Consider the following 22,506-nt stretch of genomic DNA (forward strand, 5'->3'; position numbering starts at 1 on the left):
ATAACAATGGGTTTCTACGAATTTAATGCACCCGAACCTGGTGATCTTGTGTATGGCCTCGCCGATGAGCGGCAGAAGTATTTGGTCAGCGGCGCGCTGAAAGAGTTAGGGGTGATCGATTCCTACGCCGTCGTCCGGAGCGAACTGGAGAAATTCGATAGGTTGCCAACACCGGCTGCGAAGAAAGATAACCTCGAGTTGTTGGACTGGCTGGAGAAAGACAAGAAGTTTCGACACGCCGGTGCGCCCGCCACGGAGACCACGTTGGCGCTGCGTCGTAAATGCAAGGGTGGAATCAAGTGGGCATTCTCCAGAAATCGAACCATTCATTTCGTGCTGGACGGACTGGATATTGCCGGCACCATGACGAAATTAACCGAATTCGATCGTCCCAGCGCGGATGGGACGAAACGGCGGTCATATACCGGTGCGGAACTGCGCTTTATTTATAGAAATCGGCACGATGAACAATTCATCAAGGGCATCCAATTTTGGAAGGAATTCAAACAAGTCGAGCCACCATGGGTCACCAAGCCGGAAGACTTTGAACGGTATCAACCACGAAGTACCTTGCATCCAAGCCACCCAGCCGGGTCGCTAAAAGGATGTTGCATTATTTCCTGACAGGCGATCGGGCGCGACAGTGCCGCCGTCAACGCTGGTAGCGGTGCCGCACCGAGTGCGGCATTTGCCTTGCCGACCAGGCGCGTCTTCACGCGCAACGCGTTGCGGCGCCGCTGCCCGAGCCACTCCCCAACGCGCTTACGCTAATGAGTTGGCTTTTCATCCTAACGATTCCTAATGGTTCTAATAGTCGTTGGAAGACGTTGCCACTGCGGATATCGTGGATTCATCGACGGCACCCGTTAGTGTGCCAGCCACTTAACCGAACACTGAGTATTCTAAACTTCCATGGCCGAATCCGACAACATCGCGACCCATCCAATGCCTGCGGGCTCCGACGCCGGTGTGTCTTGCGGCCCGAACCTGGAATACGACGCCGACTTCCTCGCACTTGAAGAACTCATGCTCGGCAAACCCGAAGTCCAGTACGGCACGACCATCGTTGCAGCCGTTGAGCCGGAGTGGAAAGCAGTCGAGTCGCTCGCCGTAGCCCTTCTCGAACGCAGCCGCGATCTGCGTATCGCCTGCCCGCTGCTGCGCGCATCGCTTGCTTTGCACGGCCTGCGTGGCCTGGCCGATGGCGTGACCCTGATCGACAATCTTCTGACCGCGCACTGGGACGATGTCCATCCCCAGCTCGATCCGGCCGACGACATGGACCCGACCCTGCGCGTCAATTCCCTGGCCATGCTGGCCGACAGCGATGCGGTGGCTGGCGCCGTCAGGGACATGCTGCTTGTGACCTTGCCCGGCGTGGGCGCGTTGACGGTGCGCGAACTCGAAGTCGCCAATGGCGACCTCGCAGCGCGGCCGGGCAGCGACAGGCAAACGATACAGACCCTGGAACGCGCGCTTGGTGAAGTGGCCGCCGCAGCCCTGGAACAGGCGGCGGGCGCCTTGCGCCAGGCGCACGGCAAAACGCTGGCAATCGAAGCGCTGTTGATGCACAAACTGGGCGCCGTCAACGCGCTCAATCTCGGCCCCTTGACCCGGCCCCTCAAACGCGGCCTCGATTTCCTCGACGCCGAACTGGCGCGGCGCGCGGCGCTGCTGCCGCAAGCCGTGGCCGGGTCGGCCGGGGGAGTGAAACTGGCCACGCCCGACGGCGCCGTCGCCAGCCGCGCCGACGTGCTGCGCATGCTCGAACGGATCCGCGCTTACTACACCCAGTCCGAGCCATCGAGCCCGGTGCCGCTGCTGCTCGACCGGGTCAAGCGGCTGGTGCCGATGAATTTTCTGGAAGCGATGCAAGACCTCGCGCCCGATGGCGTGAAGCAGTTGTTGGTTGTCAGCGGTTCGTGCGAGGACGCGGCGGAGCGCTGAACGTTGCAGTGTTTATCTAATCATCAAGGAGTCAAACGTGGGTAGTCAGAGCAGCCAAAAATTCATCGGGCGTAATCGTGCGCCCCGTGTGCAGATCGAGTACGACGTGGAGGTGTACGGCAGCGAAAAGACGGTGCGCCTGCCCTTCGTCATGGGCGTGATGTCGGACCTCTCGGGCCAGCCCGCCGAGCCGCTCGCGCCCGTGGCCGAGCGTCAGTTCCTTGAAATCGACATCGACAATTTCGACGAGCGCCTCAAATCGATGAAGCCGCGCGTGGTCCTGCAGGTACCCAACACCCTGCTTGGCGAAGGGAATATGGCGATCGACATGACGTTTTCCTCGCTCGACGATTTTTCGCCGGCGGCGATTGCCCGCAATGTCGAACCGCTCAAGGCCCTGCTTGACGCCCGTGCCCAGTTGTCGAACCTGATGACCTACATGGATGGCAAGACCGGGGCCGAGGAATTGATCGCACGGCTGCTGAAGGAGCCGGCATTGATGCAAGCCCTGACCGCGGCACCCAAGCCGCAAGAATAAGAGAACAAGGAGCGATGAACATGGCAGAGACAGATTTGGACGCGGCGGTAGCGGCGCAGCAAGGCACTGCAACGCTGGAGATGAGCGATTTTGGCGCCTTGCTGCAAAAGGAGTTCAAGCCCCAGTCGGACAAGGCGAAGGAAGCGGTCGACAGCGCGGTGCGCGCCTTGGCCGAGCAAGCCCTGATCGGCACCGCCCTGGTATCGGACGATGTGCTGGGAACGATCGAAAGCCTGATCGCGGCGCTCGACAAGAAATTGAGCGAACAGATAAACGCGGTGCTGCACGCGCCGCAGTTTCAGGCGCTCGAAGGCGCGTGGCGCGGCCTGCACCACCTCGTCAACAACAGCGAGACTGACGAGAGCCTGAAAATCCGTGTGATGAACGTGGCCAAGAACGATCTGGCAAAAACGCTCAAGAAGTACAAGGGCGTGGCCTGGGACCAAAGCCCGATCTTCAAGAAGATGTACGAAGAAGAGTACGGCCAGTTCGGCGGCGAACCGTTCGGGACGATTGTCGCCGACTATTACTTCGACAACAGCCCACCGGATGTCGAACTGCTGGCAGCGATGGCCAAGGTGGCCGCCGCCGCGCACGCCCCGTTTCTGGCTGCTGCCGCGCCCTCGGTCATGCTGATGGAATCATGGCAGGAGCTGGCCAATCCGCGCGACCTGGGCAAGCTGTTCCAGACCCCGGAGCACGCCGCCTGGCGCCTGTTCCGCGAAACCGAGGATTCACGCTATGTCGGCCTGGCGATGCCGCGCTTCCTGGCACGCCAGCCCTACGGCGCCAAGTCCGATCCGGTCGAGGAATTCGACTTCGAGGAAGATACCAGTGCCGCGGGCAGCAAGAACTACACCTGGGCCAACGCGGCGTATGCGATGGCCGTCAACATCAACCGCAGTTTCAAGGAGTACGGCTGGTGCTCGCGCATCCGCGGCATCGAATCCGGTGGCGCCGTGGAAGGGCTGCCGGTGCATACCTTCCCGACCGACGACGGCGGCATCGCCACGCAGTGTCCGACCGAGATTGCGATTTCCGACCGGCGCGAGGCCGAACTGGCGGCCAACGGCTTCATGCCCCTCGTGTACAAGAAAAACACCGACTTCGCCGCCTTCATCGGCGCCCAGTCGCTGCACAAGCCAGCCGAGTACGACGACCCGAATGCGACCGCCAACGCGAACCTGGCGGCGCGCCTTCCATACCTGTTCGCCACCTGCCGTTTTGCGCATTACCTCAAGTGCATCGTGCGCGACAAGATCGGCTCGTTCAAAGGGCGCGAGGAAATGGAGCGCTGGTTGACCAACTGGATCAACCGCTATGTCGACGGCGACCCGATGAACTCCAGCGAACGCACCAAGGCGGAGATGCCGCTGTCGGCCGCGCAGGTCGTGCTCGAAGAGATCGAAGGTAACCCGGGCTTCTATGCCTCCAAGTTCTTCCTGCGTCCCCATTATCAGCTTGAAGGTTTGACAGTATCGCTGCGCCTGGTCTCCAAACTGCCGTCGGCGGCAGGCGCGTAACAGGTAGTCGGTAGCGTGCACCGGGGCGTATTGGTCCGGTCATTTTGTGTCACAACGCCGGCCGTGGAGCCGGCATTACAAGGAGCGAAAAATGGCAGTAGATATGTTCGTTAACATGGGTGACAACATCAAGGGTGAAACCCAGGATAGCAAGCGTAGCGGAAAGGGCGACATCGATATCCTCGCATGGGGCTGGGGATTGCAGAATTCCGGCACCTTCCATGGCAATGGCGGGGGCGGCTCCGGCAAGGCGACGGCCCAGGACCTGTCGTTCACCAAGTATGTCGATTCCTCGTCGGCGGCGATGATGATCGCGCTGTCGCTCGGTTCGCACATTCCCAAGTGCGAACTGCTGGTGCGAAAAGCCGGGGAAGGGCAGTCCGACTATCTGAAAATCACCATGAAGAAGGTGCTGGTGTCGTCGATATCGACGGGCGGCAGCGGAGGCGAGGACCGGCTGACGGAAAACGTGTCGCTGCATTTCGGGGAGATCGAAATCGCCTACTTCAAGCAAAAAGACGACGGCACTGTTGCCAACAACGGCAAATTTACCTGGAATATCGCCGCTAACGACGCCAAAAAAGGGTAGTCGCCCGCATGCGCCTCCCGGCACCGGCGCAGCACCGGGGGGCGCCCGCATTTAACCGCATATCGCAAGGAGTTTGCTCGTGAACCTACAGCGTTCGATGCCGCTTGCAAGGCCTTGCATCGCCCCGGCCGCGCCAATGGCGCCTTCACAAGATGGCTGAACTGACACCGCGCGAACGCTTGCAGCCTTCGCTGCTCGACCGCCTGACCGACCTCGCGCCGGACCAGACGTCGGAGCCGCGCGAGCAGCGCGTGCTATGCATGGCCGGCCTGCGCCGCGCCGTGCTGCGCGACCTGACCTGGCTGCTCAACGCCAGCCGCCTGTTCCCGCGCGCCCAGCCAGGCCTGCCGCGCCATGTGCACGACAGCGTCCTCAATTACGGCATTCCCGATATTTCCGGCGTCAGCGTCGACGGCCTCGATCTGGCCGGCCTTGAACAGGGCATCCGCCAGGCCATCTGGGATTTCGAGCCGCGCCTGTTGCGCAATTCCGTGTCGGTGAGCGCGGTCGCTTCCGCCGCCGACGCCAGCAACACGATCTTGTTCGACATTTGCGCTGAACTCTGGGGTCAGCCTTTTCCCGAACACCTGTATCTCAAGACCGAACTCGATCTCGAGCGCGGTACCGTTCATTTGATAGAAAGAAGCTAATGGCAAGCCAGGTTTCCATGGGCGCGATGATGACCTGCACCTTCGGCGTCGCGCCGTCCACCCTCGTGGTGCTCCCCAAAAACAAGGTGCTGGCCGAAGGGCCACCGGCGGCCAACATCATGGACCACATCCCGATCGTGAACATCCCGCCTTTCGGCATGTGCAATTCGATGGCCAATCCGATGGTGGCCGCCGCCACCGCCGCCGCGCTGGGTGCGCTCACGCCCATGCCCTGTATCCCGGTCACCAGCGCGCCCTGGGTCACGGGTGCGCCGACTGTCCTGCTGGGTAATATGCCGGCGCTGGACAACCTGTCGAAGTGCCTGTGCAACTGGGGCGGGGCGATCGCCTTCACCACCGCCGGGACCATCAAGACGATGATTCCCTAGACGCGCGAGCGCACCGATTTCGCAAAGGCCCCCATGCTCGACACGCAAGAGAACCGAGACGTTTCCGTCAGCACCCCGCTCGGTGCCGACGTGCTGCTGTTCCATCGCATGAATGGAAGCGAGCGGCTGGGCCGTCTGCCGGAGTACCGCTTGCAACTGTTCAGCGCCAACCACGCCATCAGGATCGACGAGGTGCTGGGCAAGCCGCTCACCGTGCGCCTCGATCTGGCCGACGGCGGGAAGCGGCACTGGAACGGCATCGTCACGCGCTTCGGCATGACCGGCTGGAACGACAAGTTCGCCGTCTACGAAGCGACTGTCCACCCCTGGCTGTGGCTCCTCAAGCGCTCGTCGAACTGCCGCATTTTCCAGAACCGCACCATCATCGAGATCGTCAAGGAAGTCTGCGGGGCGGCCGTCTACGGCGGCCTGGCCGACCTGTCGGCCAAGGGCTTGAGCGGCGACTATCCCAAGCTGCCGTTCTGCGTGCAATACCGCGAAACCGACTTCGATTTCGTCTGCCGCCTGCTCGAACACGCGGGCATTTACTTTTACTTCACCCACGCCAGCGGCCATCACACGATGGTGCTGGCCGACTCCTACGCCGCGCACAGCACCATCCCCGGCTACGGTGCGCTGACGTTTTGCGGCGAGAGCGGCGCCAACGCGGCCGACCGCGAAAGCGTGCAGACCTGGTCGGCGGCCGGCGAAATCGCTTCCGGCGCCTATGTGCTCAACGACTACGACTTCGAAAAGGCCGCCGCCAGCGCCAGCGGCAGCCTGCTGGTGCGGGCGCGCGCGGCCGCCTCCACCCAGCCCTTGTACGAATTGTTCGATTATCCCGGCACCCACGCCACCGCCCAGGAAGGCGAGGCGCTCGCATTGGGACGCATGGAGAGCGTGCACGGGCAGGGCGAACAAGTGAGCGCCGCGACCAATGCGCGCGGCCTGTACCCGGGCGGCTTGTTCGGTCTGGCCGGTCATCCGCGCGCCGATCAAAACCGCGCCTACCTCGTCACCGCGACCGACTTCACCATCGAAGGCGACGACTACGCCTCGGCCGCCATCTCGCGCCCGCTGCGCGCGCTGTGCCGCTTTGCCGCCATCGGTGCCGATCACGGCTACCGCCCGCTGCCGCACATCGCCAGGCCGCGCGTGCAGGGACCGCAGACGGCCATCGTGGTCGGCAAGCCGGGCGAGGAAATCTGGACCGACAAATACGGCCGCATCAAGGTGCAGTTCCACTGGGACCGCGACGGCCAGGACGACGACAAGAGTTCGTGCTGGGTGCGCGTGTCGCAGGCCTGGGCCGGCAAAGGCTGGGGAACCATGTTCATTCCGCGGGTGGGCATGGAGGTCGTGGTCGACTTCCTGGAGGGCGATCCGGACCGCCCGCTGGTCACCGGCTGCGTGTACAACAGCGACACCATGCCGCCCTACACCCTGCCGCAGCAGCAGAGCCGCTCGACCATCAAGTCGCACAGCATCGACGGCACCGGCTTCAACGAGATCCGGCTGGACGACAAAAAGGACGGCGAGGAGATTTTCGTGCAGGCCGAGAAGGACTTTCTGCGCGTGGTCAAGAACAACGACACGCTCAAGGTCGGCTTTGAGAAAAAGGACAAGGGCGACCAGTCGATTTCGATCCACAACGACCAGCAGTTGGAGATCGGCCACGATCAGCGGTGCAAGGTCGGCAACGACCAGCGGCTCGACATCGGCAAGGACCAGTGCGTGACCATCAAGGCCGACCACAAGCTCGACGTGGGCGGCAAGCAGGCGGTCGACATCGGCGGCGACCAGACCGTGTCGGCCGGTAAAAGCATCGTCATCGAAGCCAATTCCTCGATCGAACTGAAGGTCGGCGCCAGCAGCGTCAAGATCGAACCGGGCAAGATCACGATCAAGGCGCCGGAAGTGCTGGTGCAGGCCGACGCCAACCTGACCGTCAAGTCGGGCGCCATGGCCAGCATCAAATCGGGCGCGATCATGACGATCGAAGGCGCCTTGGTGAAGATCAATTGAGGAGCGCCCGATGCCACTGACCTTGCGCATCCTCAGCCACCACGGCCAGGCGCCCGCGCTGCCGGCCGTGTTTTGCGTCGGCCAGGATGGCGCCAAGGTGGGCCGCGCGCCCTCCTGCGCGGTGGCGCTGCCCGACCCGGAGCAGACTATCTCGCGCGAGCACGCCCGCATCGCTTTCGAGGCCGGCCGCTACAGCCTGACCGACGTGGGCCGCAACCCGAGCGCCATCAACGGCTATCCGCTCACCAGCGGCGAGAGCGCGCTGCTCAATGATGGCGACCAGCTGACCATCGGCGACTACGTGCTCGGTGTCGAACTGGCGCAGCACACCATGCTTGCCATTGCCGCGCTGGCCGGCGTCGGCGAAGCAGCCGCCAGCACCAACATCCTGGACCTGATCGGCGCATCGGCCGGCGCCGACGGCGACGATCCACTCGGCCTGCTGACCGATGGCTGGCGCGCGCCCGACAGCGGCGCCGCCCAATTCGACCACGTCGCCTCGCATGCGATCCCGATGGACCAGGTGCGCCTGTGCAGCACGCCGCGCATGCTGATCCCCGACGACTACGATCCACTGGCCGACGTGGCGCCCCCCACCGATGGCGGCGCCCGCGCCGTACTCCAGGCCCTGTTGACCGGCATGGGCCTGTCCGACACCGTCACGGCGGCGCCGCCGGCCGAACTGGCCCACCTGGCCGGCGTGATGCTGCGCCAGGCGATGGCCGGCGCCATGGCCGTGCTCAAGGCGCGCGCCGCCGGGCGCCGCGACGCGCGCTACGAGGTGCAATCGCCGCCGGAAGACACGCGCAATCCCTTGCTGGCCTGCCCCGACGCCGAGAGCGCGCTGGCGCACCTGCTGTTCGCGCCCGACATCGGTGCCATGGGCGCCGACAAGGCCATCGCCAGCGCCTTCGACGGCGTGCGTTGCCACGAAGCGGCGATCGAGGCCGGCCTGCGCGCCGCGCTGGCGGGGGTGATCGAGCGCCTGGACCCGGTGCGCATCGCCGCCGACGCCGGGCCATCCGGCGCGCTCGCCAGGCTGCTGCCGTCGCAGTGCGAGGCGCGGCTGTGGACGCACGCCGTGCACGCCCACGACAACCTGGCGCTGGCGGCGCGGCACGACTTCGAGCAGCTGTTTGGCGCGCCGTTCGCGGCCGCCTACGACGCGCGCCTGCGCAAAATGCAGGGCGACCGCTGAACGGCGCCCCTTCCATACGACCACCCTGGAACCTGAACCATGTCATGCAACCGTAAAGTCGTCTGGTCCGAGGGCATGCTGCTGCAACCGCAGCATCTGCAGCAGCACGACCGCTATCTGCAACACCAGCTCGATGCGCGGGTGGCCGCCCTCGGCCCGTACGGCTACGGCTTTTCCAAGCTTGCCATCGACGTCGCCCAGCTCGGATCCGGCCGCATCGCGCTGACCTCCTGCGCCGCCGTCATGCCGGACGGAACCGTGTTCAGCCTGCCCTGCGACGAGGAGTTGCCGTTGCCGCTAGACATCCCGGACGACGCGCGCGATGTGCTGGTGGTGCTCGCCGTGCCCCTGCGCCGCCCCGGCGTGGATGAGGTCACGATGCACGGCGCCGGCGCCGACAATGACGCGCGCCATGCCACGGCCGAGCAGGAAGTGCGCGACAGCACCGGCCTGGACAGCAGCGCCCTGGTCCAGGTCGGCAAGCTGCGCCTGCGCCTGATGCTGGCCCAGGACGCCGCCAGCGCCCACGCCTGCCTTGGTGTGGCGAGGGTGATCGAGCGCCGGCCCGACAAGCAACTGGTGCTCGATACCGATTACCAGCCGCCATCCCTGGACCTGCGCGTGGCGCCCTACCTGCGCAGCTTCGCCGACGAACTACTAGGCCTGCTGCGCCAGCGCGGCGATGCCCTGTCCCAGCGCCTCGGCCAGCCCGGCGCGGCGGGAGCGGCGGAGATTTCCGATTTCCTGATGCTGCAAATGATTAACCGCGCCGATCCCCTGTTCGCGCACCTGGCGGCCACGCCGCTGCTGCACCCGGAAGCGTTTTACCGCGCCGCCTTGCAGCTCGCCGGTGAATTGCGCAGTTTCGGGGCCGGCGCGCGGCGCGCGGCGCGCTACCCGGCTTACCGCCACGACGATCTGCACGCCAGCTTCGCGCCGCTGATCGAAGACCTGCGCCAGGCGCTGTCCTTGGTGCTGGAGACGCAGGCGGTGGCGCTGCCGCTCGACGAGCGCCAGTACGGCATCCGCGTGGCCCTGCTGCGCGAGCCCGAGCTGGTCAAGTCGGCCACCTTCGTGCTGGCGGTCAACGCCCAGCTGCCGGCCGAAACCTTGCGGCTGATGCTGCCGCGCCAGATCAAGATCGGATCGGTCGAAAGCATCCGCGACCTGGTCAACCTGCAACTGCCCGGCATCAGCCTGCGTCCGCTGGCGGTGGCGCCGCGCCAGCTGCCCTTCCACGCGGGCTTTACCTACTTCGAACTGGAGCGCGGCGGCGACTCTTGGCAGCAATTGAGCAGCTCGGCCGGCTTTGCCATGCATGTGGCGGGCGACTTTCCCGGCTTGCAGATGGCGTTCTGGGCGATCCGCTCATGAGAAAGGCATACCGTGTTGCAAATCGATAAAGACTGGGAACAGACCGTCTTGCGGATCGACGACGCCGCGCCCCGGCGCGCGCGCCCGGCAAGGCCCGCCGTGGCAGGAAAACAGGCGCCGCTGGCGTTCACGCCCGGAATGTACGCGTTTTGCGCGCCGCGCTGGCCGAATGCCCTGGTCGGGCTGGCCACGCCGCTGCTGGAATTTGCGCTGCAAGCGCGCGCCGGCGCGGCCCATGTCGACCTGCCCGCACTGCGCCAGCAACTGCTGCAGGGGATGCAGCGTTTTGCCGCCGACGCCGCGCGCCACGGCAGCGCGCCGGCCACCGTGGCGGGAGCGCAGTATTGCCTGTGCACCTTGCTCGATGAAACGATCTCGGGCACGGCGTGGGGCGGCAACGGCGTCTGGGCCAGCCAGAGCCTGCTCGTCCACTTTCACAACGAGGCGTTCGGCGGCGAAAAATTCTTCCTGATCTTGCAGAAGCTGTGCCAGGACCCCGATACGAACCTGGACTTGCTGGAATTGATGTACCTGTGCCTGGCGCTGGGGCTGGAAGGGCGCTACCGGGTCATCGATGGCGGGCAGGCGCGGCTCGATACCATCCGCCAGCGCTTGCAGCTGCTGATCCGCAAGCAAAGAGGCGCCTGCGACATGGCCTTGTCGCCCGACTGGCAGGCGCCGCCGGTGGCGCGGGCGCCGGCGCGTCCCGCTGTGCTGGCGCTGTCGCTGGCGGCGATGCTGGCGATTCTGCTGGGCCTGGGCGTTGCCGCCCGCGTCACGCTCGACCGCAACACCGACCCGGTTGTCGCCAGCCTTGCGGCGCTGAGCGTGCCCAATGCCGCGCCCCCGGCGCCCGTGGCAACGATGGCGCTGGCGGCGCCGCCGCGCCTGGCCGCCTTGCTGGCGCCCGATGTCGAACGCGGCTTGATCAGCGTCACCGACGCCGCGGCGCAGTCGACCATCGTGCTGCACGGGGAGGGCGTGTTCGCCTCGGGCAGCGCGGATGTCGCCGCGCCCTTTCTGCCCCTGCTTGATCGTATCGCCGGCGCGCTCGCGCCCTTGCCGGGGCGGGTGCTGGTGATCGGCCATACCGACGACGTGAAGAGCGCCTCGCCGCGCTTTCCGTCGAACCAGGCGCTGTCCGGCGCGCGCGCGACCACCGTGGCGGCGCTGCTGGCGTCGCGCGCGGCGTCGGCGGACCGCTTCACCGCCCAGGGACGCGGCGACAGCGCGCCGCTGGTGCCCAACGATAGCGCAGCCAACCGCGCACGCAACCGGCGTGTGGTCATCATCCTGTCGCGCGACAACCTTGAGGGAACCCCATGAAACGCTTGCTGCGCTTTCTTGTTTCGCCAACTGGCCTGACCTTCGTGGCGTTGGTGCTGCTGGCGGTGCTGATCTGGACCCAGGCACCGCTGCTGGCATTTAACGGCGCCGTGCCTTTCGCGGCGCCACGGACGCGCGCGCTGGCGATCGTGGCGCTGCTGGCCGTGTGGATGATCTTTCTGGGCGCGCGCTGGGGCAGGGCGGCGCTGGCGCGGCGCGCGGCGGCGTCTGCGCCGCCACCGGAGCAAGTGGCCGCCGCCGACGAACGGCGCCTGCTGGCACAGCGCCTGCGCGCGGCCCTGGCTTTGGGACGCAAGGCGCGCGGGCGCTGGGCGGCGCCGCTGCCATCGTATGTGCTGCTGGGCGGCCCCGGTAGCGGTAAAACCAGCATGCTGGAGCAGTCCGGCCTGACCATGGCGCTGGCGCAGGCACGCGCCGGGCGCACCCTGGCGCCGACCGCGCGCTGCGAATGGCGGGTCAACGGCGCGGCGCTGCTGCTCGATACGCCCGGCCACTACAGCACCGACGATGGTGCCGCCTGGGCCGATGCGCTCGCCCTGCTGCGCCAGCGGCGGCGCCAGTGCCCGCCGGGAGGCGTGATCGTGGTGCTGAGCGCCGCCGCCCTGCTGAGCCAGGGCGCGGCGGCCAGGCGCACACAGGCGCATGCGATCCGCGCGAGGATCGATGAATTGCAGCGCCAGCTCGGCGTTGTCGTGCCGCTGTATGTGGTGGTCAGCAAGTGCGATTTGCTGCCCGGTTTCGGCGCCTGGTTCGATTCCTTGGCCGAACATGACCGGGCCCAGGTGTGGGGCATGAGCTTTCCGCTCGGGCCGGATGCCGCCGGCGAAGGCTTTGGCGCGCGCTTCGAGGCGCTCGAACGCCAGCTGCGAGCGCGCCTGATCGAGCGCATGCAGAGCGAAGACGATGAGACGCGGCGCGCGCTGGTGTTCGGCTTCCCGCAACAGTTTTCCACCCTGGGCGAGGCGCTGCGCTCGTTTTTGGACGAGGCCTTCCAGCCCAGCGAATTCGGCGACGAACTGATGCTGCGCGGCGCCTATTTTGTCAGCGCGGCGCCGGCCGACGGCGGCTTCGGACCGGGCGCGCGCAGCTATTTTCTGACGCGCCTGCTGCGCGACCTGGTCTTCCAGGAAAGCGGCTTGCAAGCGCACAGCGCCGCGCGCACGGGGCGGCGGCGCCTGCATGGACGCATCGCGCTGGCGGCGAGCGCTTTGGTCCTGCTCGCGGGCACGGCCGCCCTGGCGCGCAGCTTCGCCGGCAACCGCGCGTACGTGCAGCAGGCGGCGCGCCAGACCGTGCTGGCCCGGCAGGCGGCGCGCGCCCTGGTTCCGGCCGAGCGCACCGTGCTGGCGCCGCTGGCCCTGCTCGACGCGGTGCGCGTCATGGCGGGCAGCGACGAGGAGCGCGCCGGCGACGCGCCGCTGTCGATGCGGCTTGGCTTGTATCAGGGCGAGCGCCTGGGCACGGCGGCAGACGGCGCCTATCGCCGTCTGCTGCGCGCCACCCTGCTGCCACGGGTACAGGAGCGCATGGAAATCGAATTGCGCCGTGGCGCCGCGCACGACAGCGACTATCGCTACGAATTGCTGCGCGTGTATCTGATGCTGGGCCAGAGCCGGCATCGCGATCCGCTGGCCCTGCGCGGCTGGTGCGAGCGCCATCTCGACAACGCCGCGCCCGCCGCGCGCCATCTGGCGGCCTTGTTCTCGGAAGCGACCCTGGCCGGCGCGCCGGTGCAGCTCGACCCGCAGCTGATCGCCGCCACCCGCCAGGCGCTGGACTCGCTGCCGCTCAGCGAGCGCGTCTACCAGCGCCTGCGCCAGGCGCCGGGGCTGGCCTCTCTGGCCGACCTCGACCTGGCCGCGCTGGGCGGCCCGGGCCTGAGCCAGGTGCTCACGCGCCGCAGCGCGCTGCCATTTTCGCGCGGCGTCCCCGGCCTGTTCACGGTGGCCGGTAACACGGCCTTCCTCGGCCTGCTCGACCACGCCGTGGCCGCCGAGGTGGCCGATGGCTGGGTGCTGGAGCGGCGCGATGCGGGCTTGAAGGCGGCCGTGCTGCGCCTGTACGCCGACGACTACATCGCCCAGTGGGATGGGCTGCTGGCCGATATCGCCCTGGCCCCGGTCGACAGCATCGATGGCGCCGTGCGCACCCTCAACGCGCTGGCGGGGAGCGAATCGCCGCTGCGCAAACTGTTGCAGGCCGCCGCCACCCAGACCCGCCTGGAGAGCGCCGGGCGCAAGGCCGCCGGCGCCGTCGGCGGCTTTGCCTTGCAACAGGCGGTGCAGATGACCACCCGCCGGGTCCAGGCGGCGCTGTCGGCCCCGGTGCAGCCCCCGGCCCTGGCCGCCGCGCCGGCGGCGCACCCGGTCGACCTGCATTTCGCGCGCCTGCACCGGCTGCTGGCGCCAGGTACCGACAAGGTCAGCGAGTTCGACCGGCTGATGGAATCGTTGAAGCAGGCGTCGACCGAGCTGGCGGCGGTCGCCCTGGCGCAGCAAAGCGGCCAGCCCATGCCGGCCGGCGCCGCGCTGGCCGGGCTGCGCCAACTGGGGGAGGGCTTGCCCACGCCGCTGGCGGCCCTGCTGACGACGGCCCATGCCAGCGCGGCCGGCCTGACCTTGGACAACGAACATGCGCGCCTGAACGCCTTGTGGCAGGCCGGGCCGGCGCTCCTGTGCCGCAGCGGTATCGAGGGACGCTACCCGCTGGTGCGCGGCGCCAAAACCGACGTCAATGCGGACGATTTCGGCGATTTTTATGGCGTCGGCGGCCTGGTCGACACTTTCTTCGACAAGCATCTGTCGGCCCATGTGGACACCGGCTCGGGGCGCTGGCGCCTGCGTGCCGGCACTAGCAACCGCCTGGGGCTCAGCCAGGAAGCGCTCGATGAATTCCAGCGCGCCGCGCGCATCCGCGCTACCTGGTTTGCCGATGGCGGCAAGCGGGTGGCGATGCGCTTTTCCCTGCGCCCGCTGGACGCCGACCCGGCGCTGGCCAAGGCGGTGTTCGATATCGAGGGCCAGCTCCTCACGCATGCGGCCGGCGGAACCCTGGGCGCGACCCGTTTCCAGGTGCCGGGCGGAAAAGACAGCGAGCAGGTGCGGCTGCAGGCCGGATCCGCCGCCCTGCATACCGAGGGAAGCTGGGCCTGGCTGCACATGCTCGACCTGGGACGCCTGGAAAAAACCGCGCAGCCCGACCGCTTTGCGCTCAGTTTCGACATCGACGGGCTGGCCTTCAGGTATGAACTGAAGGCCAGCAGCGTCAACAACCCGTTCCGGCGCGAGATTGTCGAGGCCAGCCGCTGCCTGACCCGGCTGTGAACGGCGCTGCGTACTGTTGCGTGGCGCGCCCGCTCGTATGGCGCAGGGCGTAACCCTGGCGGTAAATGCTCACCAGGCCGAGCGCGCTGCCGCTCAGTTGTTCGAGTTTCAGGCGCAGCTCGAAGATCCCCACCCGGATATTGCTGCGCGAATCGGCCTTGCCCTGGGTCTGGAAGAATTCGGAAAGTTCACCGAAGGAAACCACCCCGCCCGAGCGGCCGAGAAACAAGTCGACCAACATGAATTCGGCGCGGCTCAGGCGCACCGTGCGGCCCTGGTAGGCCACCGACAGCGATGCCGCATGCAGCGACAGCGCCGGCCCGTCCGCGAATGCCGGGCGCGCCACGGGTTCGTCTGGCGCGCCCTGGGCCGGCCTTTGCAGGCGCTGCAGCAGCAAGGATGCGCGGCGCAGCAGGTCGGTCGGGCTGACTGGCGCGAACACCCAGTCGGCGGCCAGCATGCCGCTATCGGTGGCGCTGGGCGGGCTCTGGTGGGCGTCGACCGCCAGGATCAGTGGCGCCGGCCAGAGGCGCCGGTCGGCCATGCCGCGCGCCATGCGCTGGGCTGGAGCGAGGGCGTCGAGCAGACGGTATTCGCGGCTGTCGACCAGGATGACGTTCGCCAGGCTGGCATCGCACAGGAAGTCGGCGCTGCCGCCGTGCAGATTGAGCGCCGAGATGTCCAGCCCACTGAAGGCGAGCAGCTCGTTGCTCGTGGTGGCCGAACGAAACTCACGAATGTTCGCCATGCAGTTTTCATACAAAAGTTTTCCGCCAACATGAATATGTACACGCATACATTATCCTTATGATTGTGTTTTGGTACGGCGGCACTCTCTTGGCCGACGGGCCGGTCGCATACGGCGCCGGTCAACACATCAAAGCATGAAGCGCGAGGCTGGCTACCTATCGAAAGTTAGGTTCGTATTTGCCAATCGGTCAAACTGTTACATGTGAGAACGAATGCCTGCCCCAGAGTTTTTCTTCGGTGCAATCAAGCATGCCGCGCAAGGCGGTTCGGTGAAAAAGTAACAATCCACGCTTTCCATTCGATGCTTTTCGGTTAATATGTAATGCAATTGTCACAAATATAACCGCGCTTGTTCACGATTCGACCGTGGCGAACGGCAGCCGTCCGACCTGTGTTTTCGCGCTCCTTCTCATGACAACAGAAGCAAAATTTCATCCGCCGGCGCTGCCGGCCCGGTTTTTTCCCGTGCCGCGCCTGCACCAGCGTATCGCGGCGGTCGCTGGCGCCCGTATCGTGTGCCTGGTGGCCCCGGCCGGATTCGGCAAGAGCACGACCATGGCGCATCAGATGGCGGCGCTGGCGGCGCTCGGGGTGGGCAGTTGCTGGATCAATCTCGATGCGGCCGATAACGAGGTCGAGCGCTTCCTGCTGCACGTCACGGCGGCCCTGGCCGCCGCTCATCCTTTCGGGGCGGGCGCCACGGCGCACGCCAGCGGGCGCGCCCAGCTGCTGGCCATGTGCAACCGCCTGACCCACCAGAGCTGCGACGTTGCCCTGTTTTTCGACGATTACCATGTGATCGACAACCCGGCCGTGCATGAACTGATGGACTGGTTGCTGGCGGTCAGCCCGGCCCAGCTGACCTTGTATATCGGCTCGCGCAGCCGGATTCCCCTGAAACTGAGCCGCCTGCGCCTGTGCGGCGGCGTGGCCGACCTGGGCGCGGCCGACCTGAGCCTGACGCGCGAGGAAACCTGCGCCTTCATGGACGTGGTGAGCGCCGGCGCGCTCGATGGCGCCCACTGCGGCGTGCTGTACGAGCGCACCGAAGGCTGGGCGGCCGGCCTTCAGCTGGCGGCGATCGCGCTGCAAAACGCCGCCGACCGCGAACGCTTCATCCACGATTTTTCCGGCAGCGCGCACGATATCGCGTCCTATCTGATGGAAGCGGTGCTGGCGCGCCTGCCGCCGCAGGTCGACCAGTTCATGTCGCGCACGGCGCTGTTCGACCGCTTTTCGGGGCGCCTGTGCCAGGACGCGCTGGCGCTGCGCGACGCGCCCGAACTGATCGACTGGATCGCCGCGCATAATCTGTTCCTCATTCCGCTGGACCGGCGCGGCGAATCGTTCCGCTATCACCACCTGCTGGGCGAGTATCTGCGCACGCGCTATCTGAACGCCGACGGCGCGGCCGCGCGCGCCGACTACCGCGCGGCCAGCCACTGGTGCGAACGGGCCGGCGAGAACGATGAAGCGATCCGCTATGCCCTGGCCGGCGACGACAGCACGCGCGCGGTCGACCTGATCGCCGGCTGCGTCGATGAACTGATTCGCGCGCGCGCCGGTTTCGATACCTTGCTGCGCTGGATGTCGGCCGTTCCTTACCGCCTGCTGGCCCAGCGCGTGCAGCTGCGCCTGACCTTCATCCGTTCCAGCATCTGGAACAATCGCTTCGAACAGGCTGAAAGCGCGCTGGCCGAACTGGAATACGACCTGGGCACCGGCGCGCCGGTCGCCGGCGTGGGCGCCATCCTGTGCACCATGGAGATGTTGTGGTGCCTGCTGTACGCGTTCCAGGACAAGACCGCGCTGGCGGCCAGCCGCAGCCGCGCGTGGCTGGCGCGCTGGGGAGGATCGGCGCAGCCGTCCGACATCGCGCGCGCGCACATCGCGATCGGCTACAGCGCCTACGTGGCGCACGATTACGCGGTCGCCGAACAGTCCTGCCAGAGCGCCGAAACCTTTTACGCGGCCGCCGATTTTTATTCGGGCGTGGTGTGGACCGAGCGCTTCATCAGCATCATCCGGCTCGAACAGGGACAGGCGCGCGAGGCCGAACGGGTGCTGGCCGCCCTGTACATCGCCAACCGCGACCGCCTGGGCGCCGATTCGATGGTGGCCTCGCACACCGGCGTGCACCTGGCGCAGGCGGCCTATGAACTCGACAAGATCGACGCGGCCGCCGCGGCGCTCGACAGCGCGCTGACCATCCCCACCGACACGGTCGCGCCGGCCCAGGGCGAGGGCGGCCCGATACCGCACGGCTTCGGCCTGCTGGAAGACTACATGGCCGCGTATCTGACCCGCGCGCGCCTGCTGTGCGTGCAGGGCCAGGGCGGCGCGGCCGATTCGGTGCTGGCCAACGGCGTGGCCAGCGCGCTGCAGTGCAAGCAAGTGCGCCTGGCGCGCATCCTGATGGCCGAGCGCATCCGGCTGGCGCTGCGCCAGGACGAGGTGGGGCTGGCGGCCAGCCACGAACACGCGCTCGACGCGATCGATGCCACGGCCGGACCGGCGGCGCGCGGCCGCGCCGAGGCTGAGGAAGTCGCGGTCGGCATCGCGCGCATCCGCCTGCGCCTGGCGCAGGGCGGCGCCGAGGCCGGCGCCATCGGCGCGCGGCTGCAGGAATTGATCGCCCGAGCGCGCCTGCAGACTCGCCTGCGCATGCTGGTCAAGCTTCTGTGCCTGCAGGCGCGCTACCATGGCGTCCGCGCCGAGCACGAGGAAGCGGGAGCGGCGCTGCATGAAGCGCTGCTGATCGGCGAGGAGGGCGGCTTGTGCCGCTCGATCGCCGACGAGGGGCCGCAGGTGCGCGCGCTGGTCGCCAGCCACGGCGCCTGGCAAGCGCATTCACGCCGGCGCGACGCGCGCCTGGTCACGCCGGACTACCTGGCGCACCTGCTGGCCGCGTGTGGCGCGCCGGCGCACCCGGTGGCCGATGACGCGGCGGCCGGCGCGGCCGCGCTACCCGAAGCGCATGCCCTGTCGCCGCGCGAGGTGCAGGTGCTCAAGCTGGCCGAACGCGGGCTGGCCAACCGCGAGCTGGCCGCGCTGCTGTTCGTCTCGGAAGGCACGGTCAAGTGGCACCTGCATAATATCTTCGCCAAGCTCGCGGTGCGCAACCGCAGCGGCGCCGTCGCGCGGGCGCGCAGCCTGAACCTGCTCTGACCGGATGGCCGCGCCCGACCCCGCCCTGACGATGCCGCGCGCGCCGCGTGCGGAGGGGCGCTTCATCGAAACCAAGTTGCGCCGCCCGCAGGTGGCGGGCGAACTGGTGGCGCTGGCGCGCCTGGACCGCGCGCTGACGGCGGCCCTGGCGCGGCGCGTGGTGTGCCTGAGCGCGCCGGCCGGCTTCGGCAAGACCACCTCCTTGCTCAAGCTGGCGCGCGCGCTCGACGCCGAGGGCTGCGCCACCTGCTGGGTGAGCCTGGACGCGCAGGACAACGAAACGGCGCGCTTTCTGCAATATGTGATCGAGGCGGTCCAGCGCGCGCTGCCCGGCGTGGGCCAGTACATGCTGGCCGACGTGAGCGAGGCCAATGTCGATGCGCTCAAGGCCATTTTGCGCTCGGTGTGCGAGGACCTGGCCGCGCGCGCCGCGCCGCTGGCGCTGTTCCTCGACGATTATCACCTGATCGACAACCCCGCGGTCCACGCGGTGCTGGCGTGGCTGCTGAAGGTGAGCCCGGATTGCCTGCGCGTGCTGATCGCCAGCCGCTACCGCCTGCCGGCCGGCATGGATGGCTTGCGCCGCCAGCAGGTGCTGGCCGACATCGGCAGCGCCGAACTGAGTCTGACCCTGGACGAAACCGCGTGCTTCCTGAGCGCCGCGCAACTGCCGGCGCTGAGCGCGGACCAGGTGCGCACCTTGTTCGAGCGCACCGAGGGCTGGGCCGCCGGCTTGCAGCTGGTGGCGATGGCCCTGCAGGCCGAGGGCCGCGGCGCCGGCTTCATCGACGAGTTTTCCGGCACCGACCGCGACGTCAGCGCCTATCTGCTCGAAGCGGTGCTGGCGCAGGTGCCGCCGGCCGTCATGCGCTTTTTGAGCCTGACCGCCTTGTTCGACCGCTTTTCGCCGGCGCTGTGCAGCGACGCGCTGGGCCAGCACGATGCCGGCGCCACGATCGCCTGGATCCGCGCTCACAACCTGTTTTTGATCGCGCTCGACGATGGCGGGCAATGGTTCCGCTACCATCATCTGCTGTCCGACTACCTGCGCGGCGCCACCGCCGCCGGCGCGCCCGACCAGGCTTGCCTGGCCTACCGCGCGGCCAGCGCCTGGTTCGCGCGCGAAGGCTTGCAGGACGAGGCCATCGCCTGCGCCTTCCAGTCGGGCGACTTGCATCTGGCGGCCGACCTGATCGAGCGCTGCGTCGAGGATGTCACCCAGCGCCGCGGCGACCACGATCAGCTGATCCGCTGGTATCAGCGCCTGCCGGAAGACACCCTGTTCGAGCGCATCGGCCTGCGCCTGTCGTACGTGCGCTCGGCGATGTGGAGCGGGCGCTTGCGCGAAGCGCAAAGCGCGCTGCTGGCGATCGAGTCGGACCTGGCGCTGCGCTACGCGGTCAGCGTCTACGAGGGCAAGGACGCGATCGATGCGGCCATCCTGGGCGACCTGCAGATCTGCTGGTATATGTTTCATGTGTTTAGCAACCGGGTCGAGCGCGTGCGCGAAAGCAAACGGGCCTGGGGCGCGCAATGGGAGCGCAGCGGCAATCCGATCGACATCGCACGGGTCAAGCTGGCGGCGGCCTGCTTCGCCTTTATCGAACACGATTACCGCGAGGCGCTGGCGCTGAGCGCGAGCGCCCAGACGTTCTACGAGCGCTGCGACTATTATTCCGGCGTGGTCGGCTGCCGCCGCATGCGCTGGGTGCTCGCGCGCGAACGCGGCCAGGCGCGCGAGGCGGAACAGGGGCTCGCCGCCCTGTACGAGGAAAACTGCCGCGAGCTGGGCACCTATTCGATCATCGCCGCCAACACCGGCATCCAGCTGGCCGATGCGGCCTACGAATGCGGCCATGTCGACCTGGCGCGCACGGTGCTGGCCAACGCTTTCGACATGTCGTCCAAGTACGGCCTGGTGACCGATTTTATCGCCGCCTTCCTGACCGCCTCGCGCGTGCTGCGTTGCGATCGCCAGGGCGAGGCTGCCAACGCCTGCCTGGCCGATGGCCTGGCACTGGCGCGCGAGCGCAGCCTGCCGCGCCTGACCGTGGCCTTGCAGGCCGAAAGGGTGCGGGTTTACTTGCAGGAGGGGCGCATCGACGAAGCGCTCAAGGTCGGGCGCGGCGCCGGGATCGACCTGGCGCAGCCGGGCGAGGGCGCCGGTCTGGCGCGCCCGTCCGAGCTGGTGCTGATCGAACTGCGCCTGCGCCTGGCCACCGGCCGCCTGCAGGGGCTGGGGCTGTCGATCGACGACTTGCTGGCGCAGACGCGCAAGCAGCAGCGAGTGCGCCTGACGGTGCGCCTGCTGGCGCTGAAAAGCGTGCTGCTGCAGCAAACCGGCAGGATGGACGATGCCTGCGCCGTGCTCGGTAGCGCGCTCGCACTGGGCGCCGCCGGCGGGCTGTCGCGTTCGATCGTGGATGAGGGACCGGAGGTGCGCGCGGTACTGGAGCAATTGCGCCGGCGCGGGGACCGGCCGGCGGCGCCGGGCGGCAGCAGCGCGGAGCACGACTATCTGAACAGCCTGTTCAGCGCCTGCGATGATGCCCCCGCCAGCACCCCGCCATTTTGTGGCGGGCTCGGCACAGCCGTGAAAATGACCCAGCGCGAGGTCGAGATCCTGAAACTGTTGCAGTGCGGGCTGGACAACCGGCACCTGGCGGTGCAACTGGCCATTTCGGAAGGAACGGTCAAATGGTATCTGCGCAATATCTACCAAAAATTGCTGGTCAGCAGCCGCACGGCCGCGATCGCCCGGGCGCGCGAACTGCGCCTCATCTGAGGCCGGGGCGGACCGCGCCCGCTATTGGTTCGCCCTTATTCATTCTCCCTTGATCCTTGCAAGGCATAGCCCGGCCCGGCCATGCCGTACGGCTCCCCCTCCAGGTCGCCAATCCATGGCGCGCAGGCACTCGACAGGCTGCGGCATTCGTCCGGCCCCATCCGCAGCGTCGGCTTGGCTATCTCTTTATGTACTTGAGAGATGGCTGTTCGTAACAGCAGTTCGGCCAGCGCCGGCGTTGCCTCGTTCCCTTCCGGCCCCCCTGCTAAAGTGAACGAAAACACTAACCGCGCTGGCGAACCCGTCGCCGTGATGATCACCACGCCCACGCCAGTTCCATCAAACTCCACCGCCCCTACCGCTCTGCCAATTCGCTGAGATACGAAGTGGCGTTCATAGCGTTCCATGCCGCCTCCCCTGTTACCATAAGTAGTCAATTTATCACTGCTGAACGAAGGCCGCCAACACGGTTACGCAATACTCGCCCGGTCAAATAAGTCAATGGTGTCGCGAAAATTATTTTGCATTTCCAGTTGAGAAATCACCAATAGAAAAGCCCTATTTGTGGACGCGATCAATCTCGGTTAATGTAAAAAAGGGTAGTCAAACCTGAGCAGAAAGGCCGACCATTGAACGCTCCCGATCGCCGCCAGTGCGCCAACAGCGGCTTGTCCTTGCTGGTCGACCTTGGCGTGACCTACGACCGCACCCTGAGCCGCCAGGTGGCGCTTGCGTATTTCCGCGCCTCCGACATTCCCCTTGCCGTGGCCGAGCGCGTGCTGCAGGGCGCGGCCACCCGCCGCCTCACCGATTGGGAGCAGTTCCATTTAAACAACAGCGTCAAGGGCACCTGCGGCTGAGCCGGGCGCGCGCCTGCCTGGAAATGTGACCGACGCGACA

General features: G+C 67.0%; 17 protein-coding genes. 15 read left to right on the forward strand and 2 right to left on the reverse strand.

Going from position 1 to position 22,506, the window contains the following annotated elements; translation table 11 throughout:
• The first annotated feature begins 6 nt into the window (after window positions 1–6).
• The 12 genes from IV454_RS19425 to tssM all read left to right on the forward strand — a co-directional run bounded on the left by IV454_RS19425 (window position 7) and on the right by tssM (window position 14,903).
• Entirely contained in the window at window positions 7–624 is a 618-nt protein-coding gene (locus IV454_RS19425) for a hypothetical protein (protein WP_054267359.1), read from the forward strand.
• A gap of 288 nt (window positions 625–912) precedes the next feature.
• On the forward strand, window positions 913–1,947 hold the full coding sequence (gene tssA / locus IV454_RS19430; RefSeq protein WP_206087421.1) for a type VI secretion system protein TssA: 1,035 nt from the start codon (window positions 913–915) through the stop codon (window positions 1,945–1,947).
• A gap of 37 nt (window positions 1,948–1,984) precedes the next feature.
• Window positions 1,985–2,485, forward strand: coding sequence for a type VI secretion system contractile sheath small subunit (tssB, locus tag IV454_RS19435; RefSeq protein WP_054267361.1), 501 nt, complete (start codon window positions 1,985–1,987; stop codon window positions 2,483–2,485).
• A 20-nt stretch (window positions 2,486–2,505) separates the two neighbouring features.
• Window positions 2,506–4,008 carry a type VI secretion system contractile sheath large subunit gene (gene tssC, locus IV454_RS19440; protein WP_206087422.1) on the forward strand — a complete coding sequence of 501 codons (1,503 nt, stop codon included), beginning with the start codon at window positions 2,506–2,508 and terminating at the stop codon, window positions 4,006–4,008.
• A gap of 91 nt (window positions 4,009–4,099) precedes the next feature.
• Window positions 4,100–4,597 (forward strand): Hcp family type VI secretion system effector, encoded by a 498-nt coding sequence (locus IV454_RS19445; RefSeq protein WP_206087423.1) that lies wholly within the window; start codon window positions 4,100–4,102, stop codon window positions 4,595–4,597.
• Between the two features lie 152 nt (window positions 4,598–4,749).
• Window positions 4,750–5,247, forward strand: a complete 498-nt coding sequence (gene tssE, locus IV454_RS19450) for a type VI secretion system baseplate subunit TssE (RefSeq protein ID WP_206087424.1) — start codon at window positions 4,750–4,752, stop codon at window positions 5,245–5,247.
• On the forward strand, window positions 5,247–5,636 hold the full coding sequence (locus IV454_RS19455) for a DUF4280 domain-containing protein (RefSeq protein ID WP_167089773.1): 390 nt from the start codon (window positions 5,247–5,249) through the stop codon (window positions 5,634–5,636). Before tssE ends, IV454_RS19455 begins: the two co-directional genes overlap by 1 nt.
• Window positions 5,637–5,669: 33 nt before the next feature.
• Window positions 5,670–7,661, forward strand: a complete 1,992-nt coding sequence (locus tag IV454_RS19460; protein ID WP_206087425.1) for a type VI secretion system Vgr family protein — start codon at window positions 5,670–5,672, stop codon at window positions 7,659–7,661.
• Between the two features lie 10 nt (window positions 7,662–7,671).
• A complete protein-coding gene (locus tag IV454_RS19465) occupies window positions 7,672–8,859 on the forward strand; it encodes a type VI secretion system-associated FHA domain protein (protein WP_206087426.1) in 1,188 nt (395 codons plus the stop codon).
• Window positions 8,860–8,898: 39 nt separating this feature from the next.
• Entirely contained in the window at window positions 8,899–10,233 is a 1,335-nt protein-coding gene (gene tssK, locus IV454_RS19470) for a type VI secretion system baseplate subunit TssK (protein WP_206087427.1), read from the forward strand.
• Window positions 10,234–10,248: 15 nt separating this feature from the next.
• Window positions 10,249–11,559: a type VI secretion system protein TssL, long form gene (tssL, locus tag IV454_RS19475; protein ID WP_206087428.1), complete on the forward strand. Its 1,311-nt coding sequence runs from the start codon at window positions 10,249–10,251 to the stop codon at window positions 11,557–11,559.
• On the forward strand, window positions 11,556–14,903 hold the full coding sequence (tssM, locus tag IV454_RS19480) for a type VI secretion system membrane subunit TssM (protein ID WP_206087429.1): 3,348 nt from the start codon (window positions 11,556–11,558) through the stop codon (window positions 14,901–14,903). The genes tssL and tssM overlap by 4 nt, the downstream gene beginning before the upstream one ends.
• On the opposite strand, the gene IV454_RS19485 is transcribed toward tssM, so the two are convergent.
• The gene (locus IV454_RS19485) at window positions 14,845–15,651 is read right to left on the reverse strand and encodes a winged helix-turn-helix domain-containing protein (RefSeq protein ID WP_206087430.1); all 807 of its coding nucleotides are present in this window, start codon (window positions 15,649–15,651) and stop codon (window positions 14,845–14,847) included. The two genes, tssM and IV454_RS19485, sit on opposite strands and share 59 nt — an antisense overlap.
• A gap of 413 nt (window positions 15,652–16,064) precedes the next feature.
• Here IV454_RS19485 and IV454_RS19490 point away from each other — a divergent pair, with 413 nt between their 5' ends.
• Together IV454_RS19490 and IV454_RS19495 are read left to right on the forward strand one after the other, a co-directional pair.
• On the forward strand, window positions 16,065–18,821 hold the full coding sequence (locus IV454_RS19490; protein WP_206087431.1) for a winged helix-turn-helix domain-containing protein: 2,757 nt from the start codon (window positions 16,065–16,067) through the stop codon (window positions 18,819–18,821).
• A 4-nt stretch (window positions 18,822–18,825) separates the two neighbouring features.
• A complete protein-coding gene (locus IV454_RS19495; protein WP_206087432.1) occupies window positions 18,826–21,606 on the forward strand; it encodes a winged helix-turn-helix domain-containing protein in 2,781 nt (926 codons plus the stop codon).
• A gap of 35 nt (window positions 21,607–21,641) precedes the next feature.
• Here the strand turns inward: IV454_RS19495 and IV454_RS19500 are convergent, their stop codons facing one another.
• Window positions 21,642–22,013 carry a hypothetical protein gene (locus IV454_RS19500; protein ID WP_206087433.1) on the reverse strand — a complete coding sequence of 124 codons (372 nt, stop codon included), beginning with the start codon at window positions 22,011–22,013 and terminating at the stop codon, window positions 21,642–21,644.
• A 222-nt stretch (window positions 22,014–22,235) separates the two neighbouring features.
• Between IV454_RS19500 and IV454_RS19505 the strand changes: the two genes are divergently transcribed.
• Window positions 22,236–22,466 carry a hypothetical protein gene (locus tag IV454_RS19505; protein ID WP_054267374.1) on the forward strand — a complete coding sequence of 77 codons (231 nt, stop codon included), beginning with the start codon at window positions 22,236–22,238 and terminating at the stop codon, window positions 22,464–22,466.
• Window positions 22,467–22,506 lie beyond the last annotated feature (40 nt).

Source organism: Massilia antarctica, from assembly GCF_015689335.1.
Classification (GTDB): Bacteria; Pseudomonadota; Gammaproteobacteria; order Burkholderiales; family Burkholderiaceae_D; genus Telluria_A; species Telluria_A antarctica.